Here is a 17112-nt window from a genome sequence, read left to right on the forward strand (position 1 = left end):
GACCGTACCTACCGTATTGAGTTCAAAATACATACTTACAAGTATCCGCCTGACTAAGTTTTGTCAGTCAACCAGGGCGTAAGCTGTGGCCTTCAAGGGGTTGATTAGGATTGCCCAGGACCCGTGTAGTAACGTTTTGACCGGGAGTCTAATCAAACTTTTGGCAAAGGGGGCGATCGCCTATAGACAGAGCGAATTTACCTTGTTATAGTAAGTGTATAACGAAGTCTATTGGGTGCTAGATCTGGGAGTAGAATCCATTGGGATTCATTCAGCCACTTGAGGGTAGTTATTTGTAAATTACTAGCCAGGGCAAGCCAATCGAGTCAATCAATCAGCAGAATTTCTCACTCCGGTGAGAAGATGACTTGCCGATTAAGCCAAATTATTTTAGAGATCGGTTCGTTGCTGTGAAAAGCAACCTTGATCCCTAAAATTCAGAAACCTTAGAGAGGCGTTAACCCTGAGTCCCCCCCATCGAATCATTAAAAGGTAGCAAAATCATGACCCGTAAAAATTACCAGGGTTCCTGGGCACTCTGTTCTATCGCCCTATCTTTCAACTTAGCTTGGGTGGCCGCTTTACCGAGTCGAGCACAGGTTTCGTCCCCCTTGCCCGGTCCTCAAACCCTCGCCCGAGTGACCTTTGAGCCACCCAGCAATGAACGGCTGAGTGATTCAGCCGGAGGTGCCTCTCGGCAAGGAGGATTCTGCCCCCAAGATGGGATGGTGGAAGGTCCTTCGTTGATGCCCATTCTGCCCGATAGTAAGGAAGGGTTAACGATATCCGAGCGCCCAACGTTGTTCGTGTACGTTCCCCAAACTAAGGCAGAGCAAGGTTATTTTATCCTCAAAGACCAAACGGAAGATTATTATTACCAAACCCAAGTCAGCATTCCCCAGGAAGGAGGGATCGTCCGCCTCACCCTTCCGGAAAGTGCTCCGGCCCTAGAAATTGGGACAACCTACCAGTGGTCCTTTGTTGTCGCCTGCGAACTTCCGGCGCGAGCGGATAGTCCCCGGGTGGAGGGGTGGTTACAGCGAGTGGAACCTACGGCTAATCTGAATAATTACCGGGGAGTGGACTCGATTGAAGCGGCTACTTCCTACGGCGCTGCGGGGATTTGGTATGATGCGGTGACCACCTTAGCTCATCTGCGGCAATCACAGCCCCAAACCTACAATCAAGAGTGGGTAGACTTTTTAAGCTCAGTAGGACTCGAAAACATCGCTAACGAGCCGATTTTGGAACCCTAAGACTCTGGAGGGGACACAAATCCCTCAAGCCCCTTAGGGTAACAACAAGTTCCACAGAGACCCGGTTTTGGAAAAAACCGGGTTTTTCAATCCCTTCCGAGAGTTGAGATAGGACCAGAGAATTTCACCGACCGGCGATTGATTCCTGAACCGATTTTATCTCCAGGAATGCCGCAATTCGGGGAACCGGGAAAGATACTAGAAGATAGAGACAGATCAGGACAGTGAAAACCTTGGGTTATCCTTAGAATGTAAAGTGGGGGAAAAACTGGGGGATCCTATTTAGATCTCATGACCTAATTTTCTTTTGGCGATCGAAATCAATTCTGGGTTCAGCGAAATCTATGTGCCACAAGCTCAGAGTGAGCTTCAACCGAAAAGTATGGCAATGGCGTGCTCCATTGATTACTGCACCTGTGGTAGCCGGGATTGCGATCGCAATCAACTCCCTGGGATGGCTTGAGACTCAGGAGTTGGGAATGCTCGATCGCTTTTTTCGCTGGCGTCCGAAAGAAGCATCAGAGGAACGTATTGTCATCGTCACCATTGATGAGTCGGACATCCGCCATGTGGGACAATGGCCCATGCCCGATCGCGACTTAGCCCAATTAATACAAACCATCAAAGCACAAGAACCTGCTGCCATTGGGTTGGATCTGTATCGAGATCTTCCGGTGGAACCAGGACATCAAGAACTGGTGCAGGTGCTCAAGTCCACGGATAATCTGATCGGCGTAGAGAAAGTCATTGGGGCCCCGGTCGCCGCGCAACCGACCTTAAAGAGCTTAGACCAGGTGGGGATTGCGGATGTGGTCTTAGATGACGATGGCAAAATCCGCCGAACTTTATTGTCTCACAAAAATACAAAGGACGAAACCCAGCTAAGTTTTCCCGCGCTCTTGAGCTTGCTCTATTTGGAAAAACAAGACATCCACTTAGAAATGGTCGATCCTGAGCAGAAGCATCTGAGATTGGGAAAAGCCCTATTTGTCCCCTTTAGTCGCAATGATGGGGGGTATGTTCGCGCCAATGCCGGAGGGTATCAGATGTTGCTGAATTACCGAGGCCCCCTGGAAAAGTTCGGACAGATTTCCATGAAGGAGGTGTTAGAAAACCAGATTCCCCCGGATCTGATGCGCGATCGCATTGTGCTGATTGGGGCCACGGCACCCAGTCTGAATGATTTTTTCTTTACTCCTTATATCAGTGAGTTTCACCGCGATCGCAATCTGTTAATCAACTCCGAACGGACCTCGGGAATTGTCATCCATGCTAACACCATCTCTCAGATGATCAGGGGAGCCTTAGAAGGACGACCCTTTTTACAGGTGTGGTCCAATGGGGCTGAGGTTGTATGGATTATGGTGTGGTCCGGCATCGGGGCCGCGATCGCATGGCGGTGGCGATCGAGTAGTGTCACTGAACAAAAAAGAATCTGGTCCCCCCTCCTGCTCATCAATGTTTTTTTTGGGGGATTGAGCACCATCGCTATTGGATTCGGGGCCTTTTTGCACAGTTGGTGGATTCCCGTTGTTACTCCCCTCGTCGCCTTGGTCGGGTCTGCCATTGTGGTGACAGATTATCAGAGTCGGAAATTGCTGCGCGATCGCGATCGCAAACTCACCGAATTTTTAGAAGCCGTCCCCGTGGGTATTTCCATCGTTGATGCCCGAGGCAACTCCTATTTTATCAATCATAAAGCCACGGAAATCCTAGGGCCAGGAGTGCTGCCCTCGGAGCAAAAGAATGGTAAAAAACCCCTTTATCACAACTATCTAGCCGGGACGGATCACCTCTATCCCCTCGCGAATTTGCCCGTGAGTCGCGCCTTAAAAGGAGAGTATGCCACAGCGAATGATATCGAAATCCGTCAAGGGGATAAAATCATTCCCATTGAAGCTTGGGGAACCCCGATTTATGATGAAGAAGGCAATGTCGCTTTTGCAATTGTGGCCTTTCAAAATATTAGCGATCGCAAACAAGCCGAATCTGAACGGCAAGCCTTTGTTCAAAAACTCTGTGAGCTCAATGAAGATTTAGAACGCTCCTTAGACGCAGAAGAACGCTTAACCGAAGTCGCCGAACGCTTTGTCCCCAATCAATTCCTCTCCTTCTTAGGCTATGAAAGCCTTGTAGAAGTCAAAGTGGGCGATGCCGTAGAACAAGAAATGTCAGTATTATTTTCCGATATTCGCAACTTTACCACCCTCTCCGAGAGCATGACCCCGGATGAAAACTTTAAATTTATCAATGGCGTCCTTTCCCGCCTCGAACCCGCCATTATTGAAAACAATGGCTTTATTGATAAATATATTGGCGATGCCATCATGGCTCTATTTGGCGGAGAACCGGATAATGCCGTCAAAGCCGGGATTGCCATGTTAGAAAAATTAGTCGAATATAACACCACCCGAGGTAGACCGGGACGACCTCAAATTAAAATTGGCATTGGCATCAATACGGGTTCCTTAATGCTAGGAACCGTTGGCGGCCAGAACCGAATTGATGGAACGGTGATTGGGGATGCGGTGAATTTAGCCTCCCGCATTGAAACCCTCACGAAATCTTATGGCGTTTCCTTATTAATTACCCAAGAAACCTTTGTAAACTTAGAAAATCCCAATCATTATCACATCCGCCTGATTGATCGGGTCACGGTCAAAGGCAAATCCCAAGAAGTCACCGTCTATGAAGTCTTTGATGCCGACTTGCCAGAGGTTCGCGAAGGAAAATTAAAAACCAGACCCGACTTTGAACAAGGGATTTTATTATTTTATTTGAATAATTTTAAGGAAGCACAAGTTCTGTTTGAACACTGTCTGAGTATCCACCCCGGAGATACCGTCGCCCAAATTTACCTCGATCGCTGTCAGCAAAAAGAGGCCGAAAGTCTCCTGGATAACCCTGAACACTCGGAGAATCACTCCTAATCCTTCCCTCAATACCCCCGGATTGTAACGGTGAGAAACCGGGTTTCTGGCCAAAGATTCTGCCCAGCAAGCCTTTTGGAAGAGAAACCCGGTTTCTGGTTCTGGGGTAGGGTCCCGATGCCCCAGGGTCGATCGCCCTCTCGGATCTCCCCTTGCCGCCACATCCACCAAGCCACGCATTAAGATCAAAGCAGACTCCATCCCATCACAAACTCCCATGCGTTTAACTCGTCTGTTAACCCTATTCGGCGGAATCCTCCTCATTTTGGGGATGGTCCTATGGTTGGTGAGCTCTATTTACCAGCTTTATGTGCAGATTAGCTTTACCGCCCCGATGCTGGCAACCTTACTGCTGTTGCTGGTGATCGCCCTGCTAATCGTCCTGATTGGGGCGTTTATTTACTATCTGCAACTGTTTGCCGGGGGTTCGACACGATCGCGTCGGGGTCGGGGGAAACGTCGGGTCAAAATCCCGGAACGAAAGTCAGATGCGGCAGGACAAACCCTACAGGTGGTCCGTCAACAGGTCGATCGCATCCAAGATGAAGTCACCAAAAAAGCCTTATTGCAGCGATCGCGGGAATTAGAACAAAATCTCTCCCGAGGAAACATTCAGGTAGTGATTTTCGGCACCGGGTCCTCGGGGAAAACCTCTCTAATTAATGCCTTGTTAGGACGAATGGTGGGACGAGTGGATGCACCAATGGGGACAACGGAGGTGGGAGAAACCTATCGGTTGCAACTGCAAGGACTGGAACGGGAAATTGTGATTACAGATACTCCCGGAATTTTAGAGGCAGGAGTCGCCGGAACGGAACGGGAAAAATTAGCCCGATCGCTGGCAACGGAAGCGGATTTATTATTATTTGTGGTTGATAATGATTTAACGAGATCGGAACATCAACCCTTGGAAGTTTTAGCCCAAATTGGCAAACGGTCCATTGTGGTTTTAAATAAAATTGACCTCTATCCCGACGAAGAACGAGAATATATTTTAGCAAAACTCCGAGAACGAGTGACAGGATTTATCTCAGCAATGGATGTGGTGGCGATCGCTGCTAATCCCAAAGCCGTTCCTTTAGATAATGGTGGTCTTTTCCAAGCAGACCCGGATATCATGCCCTTAATTCGTCGGATGGCAGCCATTTTGCGGGCAGAAGGGGAGGATTTAGTGGCAGATAATATTTTATTACAATCTCAACGCCTCGGGGAAGAAGCGCGCCGGTTAATTGATTCCCAGCGTCGCCGCCAAGCAGAAAAGGTGGTTGATCGCTTTCAATGGATTGGCGCTGGGGTAATTGCTTGTACTCCGGTCCCGGTGATTGATGTTCTCGCCACTGCCGCTGTTAATGCCCAAATGGTGGTAGAAATTGGCAAAATTTATGGCTGTGAAATTAATCTCGATCGCGGACGGGAATTAGCTTTATCTTTGGGTAAAACCCTGGCGAGTTTAGGGATTGTGGAAGGGGCGATTAAGTTAGTAACCGCAGCCTTGCAGTTAAATTTAGGGACATTTGTGGTGGGGAAGGCTATTCAAGGGGTAACGGCGGCTTATTTAACCCGAATTGCCGGAAAAAGTTTTATTGAATATTTCCGCCATGACCAAGATTGGGGGGATGGGGGAATTACGGAAGTGGTGCAGCGACAATTTCAATTGACGAAAAAGGAGGAGTTTGTCAAGGTTTTTGTTAAAGATGCGATCGCCCGGGTGGTTGATCCTTTAAAAGAGGCATTTGAGTCGGAGGATGATGAGGATGCAGGAGGGTATGAACCAGATTATGACCGAGATTATGACCGAGATTATGATAAAATACCCGTCATGCGCGATCGGGAAGACTATCCAGAACGAGCCCCGCTGGTTCGTTATTTAGGAGATGAACCGGAGGATGATTGGCAAGTTGATCGCCGCCGACGGGATGATTGGTAAATGGGGGTTTGCCGATGACAGGAATCAGCTAGACTCACCGCAGGCGATCTCGTTTAATCGTGAGGCGTTTTGGACAAAACCAAGGGATACAAACCGATGCAACGAGACATCCCAGCAACCCGGCGATCGCACTTAAAGACAAAGCGAGGCTAAAATTGGTCCAGGGTTCGGGGACTTTTAAGTGATTCAGAGTCGTGGCGATCGGGGGGGATTCTTTGAGGGGAGTCACCCAAGCGGGAGAAGCGGAAGCGACTACGGCAGCGGTCCCGATTCCCGTCCCTACAAGACAAGCAAAAGTGTGAAAATCGCGATCGCTTTGCGCTTGGGAAATCTCCACAATCGAGGTAATCGTCCCCCGCAGATGTTCTAAAATATTCAAATAAGGACGTAAACTGGCATAATCTTGTTCAATTTGCTTTTGATACTTCGCCCTAACAATGGCGCTAAACTCTTGTAAAAACTTGAAATCGTTACTGACCTGAAAAACGTTCCCTGCTTTGTTAGCAATGGATTGAACGGATTTTTCATATTGATGTAAATTTAGGTCAATCTCATGCTGTCGGACTTCAATTTGATTAATATTTTTAACAAAGTTTGATAAAGCGACAGAGTTCTGGTATAATGCTAACTTTAATTCTGAAAACTCTAAATCATATAAGCCCTTAATTGAAGCGGAAATTTCATTAAACTCCTCCACCATTTTCTCCTTGAGTTCTCGACTTTCCCCGTAAGCCCCGAGAATTTTGTTGCGGTAGCAAAATAGCGATTTCCAATCTTCATAAAATTCCGCCCCAGTTTCCATTGCTTTTGGGTTGGGATATAAAATCAGAACCAAATGACTCTCGGCTTCCATTTTTTCCCAGCGTTGGGGGGAAGAACGCCAAAATTCAAAGACAGAACCCCCTAAAAATTGCCCTTTTTCTTGATATTGCCATTCTTCGTTGATTAAAGATTTGTAAATATTATTAGCGAGAATTTCGCGATCGTCCTTATCGGGATTTTCCACCCAACCGGATACTATCAAAGTTTGTCCCAAGTGACCGGGAAGATGACCAACTTTTGGCATCAAGGTCAACAGGACATCCAGGCATTGGACTAATTCATCCCCGGTAAACTTACCCTGAACCGATGCATTCCAAGCTAATCCATAATTTTCATCTAGGGTAAAATGACGGAATGAACCCTGAAGTGGGTGTTGGTGGTTGAACTTTCCTTCAAATTTAACCAGGGATTGATCCACGGGGGTGACTTCGAGGAAATCGAGAGGTTTGGGGACTGATGGACTGCTGCGATCGCCACCATAAACCGCCAGGGCCTGGGCCAATTGTTCTAAACTATTTGCACTACAACATTGGGGGTGATTTGCATCCTTAACCCATCCTTCCGGGAGATGATAAACAAATAGAGCGAGGGTAGGACAAACTAAATTAATCATAACCGTTAAAGGCGTCAATAGTGGAGCATAAACCCAGAATGAGTCGGACAGGATAACCTGTAGATGCTTGCCCTGTAATGAGATAAAATGGACCGACGAAGGGAGTTAAATGATGTTACCCTCACCGTGAGAGTGGAACCGGATCATCTTCAAATTGCAAGGGGAACCGAGGCTTTGACCGGAATGACTCTTGTCTGTTTCTGGATTGTACTCAATAAAGGAGTCCAGTGGCCAATCCGGAAAAAACCCTGAGTAGAAATAAGCGTCCGAGGGAATCACTAAACTGCCGTAGTGGTCATCCCTACCGCACCCTAATTATCCCTCTGAACTGGAGAAACGGGTGAGGGTGTAAACCCCCTAGATTTTATTTTCTCAAAAATGGGGCTAACAGTTTTTCACCTTTCTCCCAGGTTTGAGATAAAAAGCCTTGCACTGGACCCCATAATTCAGTCATGCCAATGCCAAAAATGAGCTGCAATCCTAACACTAATAGGGCCATCAAAATAGCAGTTTTGACCGTAGCTTTGAGGACGGTGACCAGCCAAGTAAAAATCAGCCAGGAAACAACGATCGCCGCAATAAGAATCAGTAGATCAATGGACATGAACTGAAAACTGGGAGAGATTAATTATTACCTTGTTGAATTTCCCGAGCAATGGCTTCTGAGCGTTGGGCTAAAGCCATATTACCTTGAGCGCGGAACAGTTCTGCCGCCTGTTGAAAATCAGCGATCGCCTCTTGGTTTTTTTCCTGCAACAACTGAACCCCACCGCGATTATAATAGGCTGCCGCTTCAGCAGGATTCAGGCGCAAGGCTTGATTAAAATCATCCATCGCCTTTTTATACTCTTCCTTGAAGGCATAGACCCCACCGCGACCAATATAAGCCTCACCATAATTGGGATTTAACCTTAATGCAGCATTATAATCCTCCAGGGCTGCATCATAATTTTGCATCATGGAATGGGCGCTGGCGCGTCCAATATAGGCATCAATGTTATTCCCATTTAACCGTAACACTTGAGTATAATCGGCGATCGCGCCTGCTTGATTTCCCGTGCGTGACAGCAAATTCCCCCGACTAATATAGGCTTCTGGACTATTGGGATTCTGGGCGATCGCCTGAGCATAATCCTGAAGCGCCCCCTGCAAATCCCCCTGACTGGCTTTTTGCTGTGCCGAAGTCAGCCAATTTTGAGCATTATTTTGGGCAATTGCTCCTGGGGATACCGTTGTCCCCAAAACCGGAGAAATTCCCCCTAAAACCGCGAGGAGTCCTAACAGAGCAATGTTCGGATAAAGGTTCTTCATGGCTTATTTGGATTCCAGAAAAAAATGGCTAGGCATAAGTTATAAGTTTACTCGCTCTTTTATCCTTTACCGGATTGAAAATCCAGCCCTCACCCGGAACGGGTGGGGCTTTTTCCGGTGGAGATGGGACTATCCAGCGGTTGCCGGAGTCACACTTTCCAAAGGCTTGACCCCAGGGGTAAAGGATTTAGGCTCAGATTTTAGGGTAGCACTTGCTTCTAAAACTGCTTGTCTCGCCCAGCGATCGGCCGCGAGAATCTCCTCTAAACCGGGTTCGGCACAGTTATCTGCCTGATGGCGATCGCAGACCCGTTCAATCACCCGAGGAATCTCTAAAAACCCAATTTTCTCCTCTAAAAATAACTCCACTGCCTGCTCATTGGCTGCATTTAAAACCGCAGGCATAGACCCCCCGGCCCGACCGGCAGCATAAGCCAATTTCATGCAGGGATACTTCTGATGATCCGGCGATCGGAAGGTCAAATCTCCCGCTTTTACTAAATCTAACCGTTCCCAATCCGTATTAATTCGCTCCGGCCAAGACAAGGCATAAAGCAACGGCAACCGCATATCCGGCCAACCCAATTGGGCTAGAACTGAGGTATCCTGTAACTCAATTAAAGAGTGAATAATACTCTGAGGATGAATCACAATATCAATATCATCATAATCCATTCCAAATAAGTAATGCGCCTCAATGACTTCTAATCCTTTATTCATCAAAGTGGCAGAATCAACGGTAATTTTACGACCCATTGACCAGTTAGGATGCTTCAGTGCATCCGCCACTTTTACGGTGGCTAATTTCTCCACCGGCCAATCTCGGAAGGCCCCTCCGGAAGCGGTTAAAATAATCCGACGTAACCCTCCAGGCGGGACCCCTTGCAAACATTGAAAGATGGCCGAATGTTCCGAGTCTGCCGGGAGTAACTTGACCCCATGCTTCTCAATCAGGGGATTAACCACAGGTCCCCCAGCAATCAAGGTTTCCTTGTTTGCCAAGGCGATATCTTTACCCGCTTCGATCGCGGCGATCGTGGGAAGTAATCCCGCACAACCGACAATTCCTGTGACAACCGCTTCCGCATCCCCGTAACGCGCCACTTCCACCACCCCCTGTTCTCCTGCCAGGATAATCGGCTGCGGGTCCAAATCTGCGATCGCCGCGAGCAGTTCCGGCAGCTTGTCTTCCTGGCAGATAGCAACGATTTCGGGGCGAAACTGGCGAATTTGCTGCGCCAACAGTTCCACATTCCCCCTAGCTGCTAACCCCACAATCCGAAACCGATCGGGGTGGTGTTCCACAATATCTAAAGTCTGAGTCCCGATTGAACCAGTGGATCCGAGGAGTGTAATCGCTTTCACAATCTTAATTTTTATGATTTTCTGCCCCTCCACTATAAATTCTTTGGTCTCCCTCTTAACAGGGGTGATCCCGCTTTTCCCGTTCAGGGCCGGTGGGTCCCGGGAGTCAATGAGCAGTTTTGCTCAGGTTGAGTCAGAATCTGCAGAGGGGGTTCAAAAAGTTTTGCATCTTATCACAGCCAATATTTAAGTTATGTAAAATTCTCTCAAAAATCTTTAATTTTTGTCAAGGAATCATGAATTTTGGGTTTAAATCGTTTATGCTGTCACTACATCAGTCGTTCAGCCGACATCTTAAGTCAAGAGGGTAAAGATACCTATCTGAAGAAAATGGGTGTTTTCGACCCTCTTTTACCCACCCTGATTGGTGGGAATAGATGCTCCCCTGGGCGGCAACTTTTTAAAATTTGATTGACCTGGAGTTTAAATTTATGACTCAGAAAAACGCAGCAGCCCTTTTCAAAGCAGTTAAAGAGGATTTAGCACTTCAACAACAAATGCAAGCGGCTAAAAATCCAGCAGCTATCAGAAAATTGGCTAAAGAACGAGGCTATAGTTTCACCGATGAAGAATTGAATCATGAAATTAGCCAATTATCGGACGAAGAGTTATCCCGCATGATCAATCCGGGCATTGCCCCTCGGGAACACCTGATTCGCCGGTAAGGTTTCACCGTGATTCCCATTGCACCCATTGGGACACTCGCTTGGGGTTAAAACCCTTTAGCCTGTAGAGGCGCTTCTATAAAGCGCCTCTACGGCGGGGGATAAATCCCCCGCCTAATAGCTTAAGTCGGTTAAAACCGACTGCTCATCTTATCCGGTGGTTTTTTTAGTCGTCTTTAGACGACTTTAGCTATTAGGCGGGGGATTTATCCCCCGCCGGTTGTTGAGAATGGTGCAAGATGTCAGTTTTAACCGCCTTAAGGGATTTATCCCCCGCCGGTTGTTGCCACTCAACCCACAATGGTTTGTTCTAAAGCCGATCGCAAATCTTGGGTTAAGTCAGCGATCGCCGATCGCCGACTGTTTTTGTAAGAATCCCAGCGATCGCTCACCCAAATGGGTTCCCCGATCGTCAACTGAACCGACTGCTTGCCTAATTCTGGACGAGAAGCGGGACGTTCTCCCTTAATCCGAGCAATAGTATCCCACACTAAGAGGGTCGTCTCTGCAAACCGCTCAAAGGTGGGTTTTTCCCGCACATATTGTCCCGTAACTGCCACAAAACATTCCACCAATCTCATGTGCCACATTCGCAAATTGGCTTCTTCTGCCACGCGATCGGCGAGTCCTCGTTCCAAGGGAGACAATGCCTCAATATTCTCAAGATCCTCTCGATAAATCCGATCCCATCCCGCTTGTTCTAACCGTCTACATCGGTCAATGACTGTCCCCTTAGATGGCAGTTTAAAATAGTCTTCTGCCACCTGTAGTGCCATATCCAGCAGTGCAGGAAGTCGAGTGGTTAAATCATTTGGGTCTCCTGCCGTATCGGGTAAAGTACGATGATAAAATCGGCGATAGAAATCTTCCATTAACGATAATAAATGTTGTCCCAATCGAATTAAACGCGGGTAAAGGGAAGCCAGAGAAGGGGTGAAAGCCTCATGTTGAGGTTCTCCAGGAATGGGGAGAGAAGATAAACCGCAATCTAACTCCATTTGAGTGAGTAACGCTGCTACAGCATCCCATTCTTCTTTTTCATATTTGTAGCGAATCCCGATGGGGAGAATTGCCACGCGATCGCCTCGATTTTCCTTCTGTAAATCCTCCATACACCAGAATGCCAACTGAGCAATCCCCGGTTCCAACGGACTAATAATTTCATTATGTCCATTGGTCCCCCCTTCCGGAGAAGCCGCCAGAGGAAATTGACCTTTCGCAAACAATTCACGGGCCGATCGCAACCCCTGGCGGTCTATTTTCCCTCGCACAATGGGAGTACCACCCAGTTTAGGTAAGAGAGATTCCAACCATTTTCCCGCCCATAACGGAATGCCGCGATCGTACATAAAATGAAAATGCACCGGAGAAGCGAGGGCGATATTTTTCGACCGCGCCATTTGGGGAACTTCCTGCCAAATTAAGTGAGCAATCGGAAATGGGTCGTAGGTACTCGGATGGCGAAAAGCCATCAAAAAGCGCACTTTCTCCCCTTTAAACTGCTGATACAGTTCCACCAACTGCTCGACATTTTCCGTTGAGATCTGCGTAATCGGAGTCCGAAATTTTCTCCATAAAGGCATCACCAATTTTGCTACCTGTAACACCAAGGGATTAAAATTCGGGGGAATAAATTCTAAAGGCGGATGAGCGCCATCAATGGATTTAATCATAGGTTTAGAAGCAATCAACAATCATTAAAAACAAAGTTGTCTAGCAATTGGAGGGTGGGATTTTTCCCATCTCTTCGGAGTAAATAGGCTTTTTCCCACTCTACAATTGCTCTATGAGATTAGCCCGCGCTTATCGGGCTTTGTCCGTATAGACCCCCCATTTCCTAGCGGAACGCTGCGCGAACAGGGTGCGGGTTAAATCCGAAGAGTACCGGATTTGATATTAATCCCAAGAGTCTAACTCTACCCGCCAATTTTGGAGAAGTGTGACCAATTGTTCTCGACGAGTTTCCACCGTTGCGGCAATCCAAATACAGCCAATCCCCACGAATAACCCAATCACCCATCGCAAAAAGGGATAAAGGGAGTTGAGAATGATCAGTTGATAGATGGCATTGAGTAAAAATGTGACGGTTGCCACATAGAGAAAGGCGCGGATTCTCAAGGTTAACCCAGCCACGCCAATCAATAAACTGACGATGCCTGAAATTAGCCAGTGAGTTGTGAGTAAACAGGTAAAGCTAATACTGCCGATCGCCAATACCCTGATCCCGTGACGGAGTTCTTTGCGATCGGGGGGTTGGAGGGTGGGTTCAACCTGGGCAAAGTATAAAATACCGGCAGCAATGGGAATAATATAGGCGATCGGATCAGTGACGAATTGCTCCAAAAGCCCCCGCAGAATCACCCAATTGAGTAGGATAGCACTCCAATAAGTCAACCGAATTTGACGATGGAAATAACTCAGGAACACATAAAAAGCAGCGACGATCAGCGCAGAAACTGACCAAACTTGATTGGTGTCCCCGAAAAACCCGAGTCCCGTGGTGATAATCGCCAATGCGGGGAGGAGTCGCGCCATCAACCGCCAAGGTTTGAGGGGCCATCCCCAACGGTCCCAGGGGAAAACATCTAAGAAATAAGCGGCAACACAGGCGATCGCACCCCCCCAGGCGATGAACATTTCCTGTAAATTGCCAGGAAGATATCCAAATACATAAAAGCCCACTGCTGCGGATTCAGCCATACTGATATACACCCAAGTTTCAGCAGATTGAACCGCTTCGGGGCGATCGCGCGGATCAGATTCACCCGCTTTGAATTCGGGGAACCGACCCTGCAAGAGGGCATAATTGGTTAAAAACACCCCAGTTCCCACTCCAATCAGGTCAATCGACCCCAGGGAACTGGCTTCTGTCACACTTTCGGAGAACAGGATAATGGCACTCAACCAGACAAAACTACTCAAACCCCAGTGAGTGTGAGCAAAAAATTCGACTTCCTTTTTGGTCAAATTCAGGTAATCTGTTAACCAAGGTTCCAGCCATCGATAGTTATAAACAATCCCTGCACCCAAGGTGGCAATGGCAATGAATTGAGCCGCATCAGGTAACCCAGAAATTTGATAATAGAGAAACTCATAAGCGGAAACAGAAATGCCAATTAGGGCTAAATAAACCAAGGGTTTCATTTCCCGGCTGCGGCGTCCAATAGTCAAGGCAATCACCACTAATGTCAAGGTGGTTAATCCACTCCAACTGGTGAGAGTGCCCCACCTTAATGCCTGTCCCAACACCCCATAAATTAACGGAATCACCTTCCAACTGGTGCGTAGGGGTCTGCCGGTGCGACGAATCCACCATTCACCGGCTAAGGCGGCAACCAATCCCAGGACTAGGTTAGCGATCGCCAAACTCATCAGCGATCGCCCGAAAAATATCAAGGTTTCTGCGGCGATTAATTCAACCGCCCAACCCAAGGCATAAAAGGTCCAAACCGCCGGAGATAACCACATCCGATAGGTGAGGGTTCCAGCTATCAAAATGGTGGCGATTAAAATCGGCACCGAGGATTCCGCAAATCCCCCGAAATACAGATTAGAGGAATGAGTAGAAATGGCCGTTAATGCTAAACCTCCCAACCCGATCGCCCATCCTTGATAGGCTTTTGCATAAATTTGAGCCAGAGAACTGGACCGCTGTCTCGTCAAGGCATAACTGACGCACAAGGCAGCGACGGCGATCGCACTCACGACAAACCACCCCTCTGCGGAAATGGGCGGTAGTCCAAATACCTCCATGTTTAATAACAGGGATACAAAACATAATCCAAAGCCAATGGCGATCGCCGCTACAACGGTCCGTTGCCATAACCGGGTATTCACCAGCATCAACACTGTGGCGATTCCCCATCCCAATAACGAGGTGGGTGCGGTCAAGGACACTAAAGGCTGGGCCAGAATTAACGTTGCAATACTCAAGCCCGTTGCCACCGGGCGGCGATCGGGGGAAAAATGTGCGATCGCAGTCAATGCCAAGGGAGTCGCCAACCACGGGATTCCCCAATGTGCGGCATCAACATAGAATAACCCCTCATAATTGCCCACCCAGAAGATATAACTGACACTCGCCAGTCCTAAACCAATGGGCCAACAACTTTCAATCCAAGCTGAAATCCGCAGATTCAACGCCAAATCAGGCTTGAATTCTAAAGTGAGAGAAACTGCCCATTCTGCGATTGCCAGAGCTAATAAAATTAGCCCCCAAAGGAAGATGGATAACCGGGGAAATCCCCAATGAACAAAGGACAACAGGGCCAGCAGTCCGCTCACATGACTTAGGTAAACCAAAAAGTCAAAAGGCCCAAACTCTCCTGGACGGATGGGACGAGCAGGAGTGGGGCTGTGAGTTCGCCACTTTAACCGGCGATCGGTCACCACGGCTAGAGTGAGAGTAGAAGCCAATAAATTCAGCGATCGCATGGAAGAGGCGGGGATACTCAACAGGGTGAGAATCACTCCAAATCCCAAGGCCCAAATATCCCCGGCTTTGGCTGAAACTTTCGCCCCCTGCTCTAATTGAGCCGGTGGGCGACGATACAACCAGTCGGTTAGCCAGACGACAAAGAGTAGATAGGGAAAGAAGGTTAAGCCCAGCAATGCCCAAGGACTCTGTTGTGCCTGAGCCAGTTGTGTCCCCGTGGCGATCGCACTGGTGCGAACGGTTGGGGGAATAATATCGCGAATTAACCAATAGGCTTGTAAGGTGATTGTAAAAATTGCAATCGTATCAAACAAGTGGAAAAATCGAGGGAGGCGACGACCCAGCCACCATAAAGCTAAAGCACTAATCGCGATCGCCTGCCAGGGTTGCTCTCCCACGGAAACTAACCAACCGGCAAACATCAACCATCCCCCTAAATAACCGAAGAGTTGAGGAGGATTAGCTCTCACTGGAGTGGGGAGAATTGCCACTCCAGTGAGAGGGGGTATAGGCTCTCTAACGGGGGTAGGGTCTTTTGTGAGGTCCGATTCCAAGATGATCCAACCGCCAATAGCGATCGCCAATCCTAACTGAGCGATCGGCACCCCGACTCCAAAAATTGCCCGTCCGCAGAGAATCGCTAAAGCGTAGGAGAAGAGGAGAATCTTAAAAGGTTGAAGGTTAGAAGGTAAGGGGGATTCGGAGTTAACAACTGATTTTTTCTTCTGAGGAGACACCGTAGCCAAAGCTGTTGCGATCGTTCCCAGATAAACGGCGATCGTGGCCAATCCCGGGAATGACCATCCCCAATGGAGATAACACAGGACGGGGTAAACCGCCAAGGGAAACAGAGTCCGTCGGGATTGGCGATGATCGCCCAAAAGCAAGGGAAGAACCTGCCAAGCGATGAAACTTAGGACAGGGGTAGCAACGGCGATCGCCCCCCATCCCAAAGGCGACTGCCACAAGCCAAACCCATCCATTGTCCAAAAATTCACCGGCAGCAGCAACAGACTCACCCATTGCAAGGTTTGAGCCGTCAGCCGTAATTGAGCCTGTCGCTGCGCCCAAACACTCACTCCCCAGAAAATAAGAGTATAGGCAAATAAGACCAAATACTGACCGGCTGGGGGAAATCGCTCCCACTGGGTGGCCGCCAGGACCCCAGAAGAGAGCACCACCATAAACACCCCCAGAAACAGTAACCAGCGAACACTCAGTTCCGCCATCAGAGACTGTATCCATTGAGGTTTAGGCGGTTGACGCGGAGTCGTTGTTTTAGTCGCGGCGACAGGAGATGAAACGGGAAGGAGTACAGGCTCATCCGCCCACTCCTCCTCCTCCACCTTCTGAGCGATCGGTGATACAATCACCTGGGGTTCCGGTAACGGTTCACTCAGATAGGTTCGGCACAGAACTTTTACCTGTGCATCCGAGAGTAACCCCAGACTCACTAAAGTATCAAGCTTTGCCAAGAGACCGGGTTCACGGAGTCGGAGTTTTACTTCAAGTTCAATCGGTAGCTCAGTGTCAGAAGACATGGGAAGGCCCTCATAGCGCTTAACCAGATTATGCGCTATCTTTTCTCAATTGGGCGATCGGCCAGAGCCAAATTCATAAACTGTCACAAGCCCCAACCCCAGCCCCCTAAAAGTTCGTAGTAACGACTTCAGTCGTTATCCCCCCGTCGGTGTCACAACTGCAAACATTCCCCAGATTAATAACCGTTAAAGAATCTGAAAAATTGCCCCAATTCACTCATATCCCCTGTTTAAGGTTCAAACGTCC

General features: G+C 48.3%; 10 protein-coding genes. 4 read left to right on the plus strand and 6 right to left on the minus strand.

From position 1 onward, the window contains the following. Positions 1 to 503 precede the first annotated feature (503 nt). The 3 genes from NG795_RS11805 (at position 504) to NG795_RS11815 (ending at position 6113) form a co-directional block, all read left to right on the plus strand. Positions 504 to 1256 carry a DUF928 domain-containing protein gene (locus NG795_RS11805; protein WP_367288869.1) on the plus strand — a complete coding sequence of 251 codons (753 nt, stop codon included), beginning with the start codon at positions 504 to 506 and terminating at the stop codon, positions 1254 to 1256. 344 nt (positions 1257 to 1600) lie between these two features. Next, positions 1601 to 4186: a CHASE2 domain-containing protein gene (locus tag NG795_RS11810; protein ID WP_436836048.1), complete on the plus strand. Its 2586-nt coding sequence runs from the start codon at positions 1601 to 1603 to the stop codon at positions 4184 to 4186. A 217-nt stretch (positions 4187 to 4403) separates the two neighbouring features. Continuing rightward, the gene (locus NG795_RS11815) at positions 4404 to 6113 is read left to right on the plus strand and encodes a YcjF family protein (RefSeq protein ID WP_367288871.1); all 1710 of its coding nucleotides are present in this window, start codon (positions 4404 to 4406) and stop codon (positions 6111 to 6113) included. A 34-nt stretch (positions 6114 to 6147) separates the two neighbouring features. Here the strand turns inward: NG795_RS11815 and NG795_RS11820 are convergent, their stop codons facing one another. The 4 genes from NG795_RS11820 to dxr all read right to left on the minus strand — a co-directional run bounded on the left by NG795_RS11820 (position 6148) and on the right by dxr (position 10224). Then, positions 6148 to 7548 carry a hypothetical protein gene (locus NG795_RS11820; RefSeq protein ID WP_367288872.1) on the minus strand — a complete coding sequence of 467 codons (1401 nt, stop codon included), beginning with the start codon at positions 7546 to 7548 and terminating at the stop codon, positions 6148 to 6150. A 364-nt stretch (positions 7549 to 7912) separates the two neighbouring features. Beyond that, entirely contained in the window at positions 7913 to 8152 is a 240-nt protein-coding gene (locus tag NG795_RS11825) for a hypothetical protein (RefSeq protein WP_367288873.1), read from the minus strand. Positions 8153 to 8172: 20 nt separating this feature from the next. Continuing rightward, positions 8173 to 8859, minus strand: a complete 687-nt coding sequence (locus tag NG795_RS11830; RefSeq protein WP_367288874.1) for a tetratricopeptide repeat protein — start codon at positions 8857 to 8859, stop codon at positions 8173 to 8175. 129 nt (positions 8860 to 8988) lie between these two features. Then, positions 8989 to 10224 carry a 1-deoxy-D-xylulose-5-phosphate reductoisomerase gene (gene dxr, locus NG795_RS11835; protein WP_367288875.1) on the minus strand — a complete coding sequence of 412 codons (1236 nt, stop codon included), beginning with the start codon at positions 10222 to 10224 and terminating at the stop codon, positions 8989 to 8991. A gap of 431 nt (positions 10225 to 10655) precedes the next feature. Between dxr and NG795_RS11840 the strand changes: the two genes are divergently transcribed. Further along, positions 10656 to 10889 carry a Nif11-like leader peptide family natural product precursor gene (locus tag NG795_RS11840; protein WP_367288876.1) on the plus strand — a complete coding sequence of 78 codons (234 nt, stop codon included), beginning with the start codon at positions 10656 to 10658 and terminating at the stop codon, positions 10887 to 10889. 290 nt (positions 10890 to 11179) lie between these two features. Here the strand turns inward: NG795_RS11840 and NG795_RS11845 are convergent, their stop codons facing one another. Then, on the minus strand, positions 11180 to 12562 hold the full coding sequence (locus NG795_RS11845; RefSeq protein ID WP_367288877.1) for a 1-acyl-sn-glycerol-3-phosphate acyltransferase: 1383 nt from the start codon (positions 12560 to 12562) through the stop codon (positions 11180 to 11182). Between the two features lie 223 nt (positions 12563 to 12785). Next, positions 12786 to 16865, minus strand: a complete 4080-nt coding sequence (locus NG795_RS11850; protein ID WP_367288878.1) for a hypothetical protein — start codon at positions 16863 to 16865, stop codon at positions 12786 to 12788. Between the last annotated feature and the right edge of the window lie 247 nt (positions 16866 to 17112).

This window comes from Laspinema palackyanum D2c (assembly GCF_025370875.1).
GTDB classification, from domain to species: domain Bacteria; phylum Cyanobacteriota; class Cyanobacteriia; order Cyanobacteriales; family Laspinemataceae; genus Laspinema; species Laspinema palackyanum.

Coding starts and splice junctions, on each gene's coding strand:
- NG795_RS11825 (WP_367288873.1), bottom strand. CDS start 8,152: ATGTCCATTGATCTACTGATTCTTATTGCGGCGATCGTTGTTTCCTGG.
- NG795_RS11810 (WP_436836048.1), top strand. CDS start 1,601: ATGTGCCACAAGCTCAGAGTGAGCTTCAACCGAAAAGTATGGCAATGG.
- NG795_RS11850 (WP_367288878.1), bottom strand. CDS start 16,865: ATGTCTTCTGACACTGAGCTACCGATTGAACTTGAAGTAAAACTCCGA.
- NG795_RS11815 (WP_367288871.1), top strand. CDS start 4,404: ATGCGTTTAACTCGTCTGTTAACCCTATTCGGCGGAATCCTCCTCATT.
- NG795_RS11820 (WP_367288872.1), bottom strand. CDS start 7,548: ATGATTAATTTAGTTTGTCCTACCCTCGCTCTATTTGTTTATCATCTC.
- NG795_RS11840 (WP_367288876.1), top strand. CDS start 10,656: ATGACTCAGAAAAACGCAGCAGCCCTTTTCAAAGCAGTTAAAGAGGAT.
- NG795_RS11845 (WP_367288877.1), bottom strand. CDS start 12,562: ATGATTAAATCCATTGATGGCGCTCATCCGCCTTTAGAATTTATTCCC.
- NG795_RS11830 (WP_367288874.1), bottom strand. CDS start 8,859: ATGAAGAACCTTTATCCGAACATTGCTCTGTTAGGACTCCTCGCGGTT.
- NG795_RS11805 (WP_367288869.1), top strand. CDS start 504: ATGACCCGTAAAAATTACCAGGGTTCCTGGGCACTCTGTTCTATCGCC.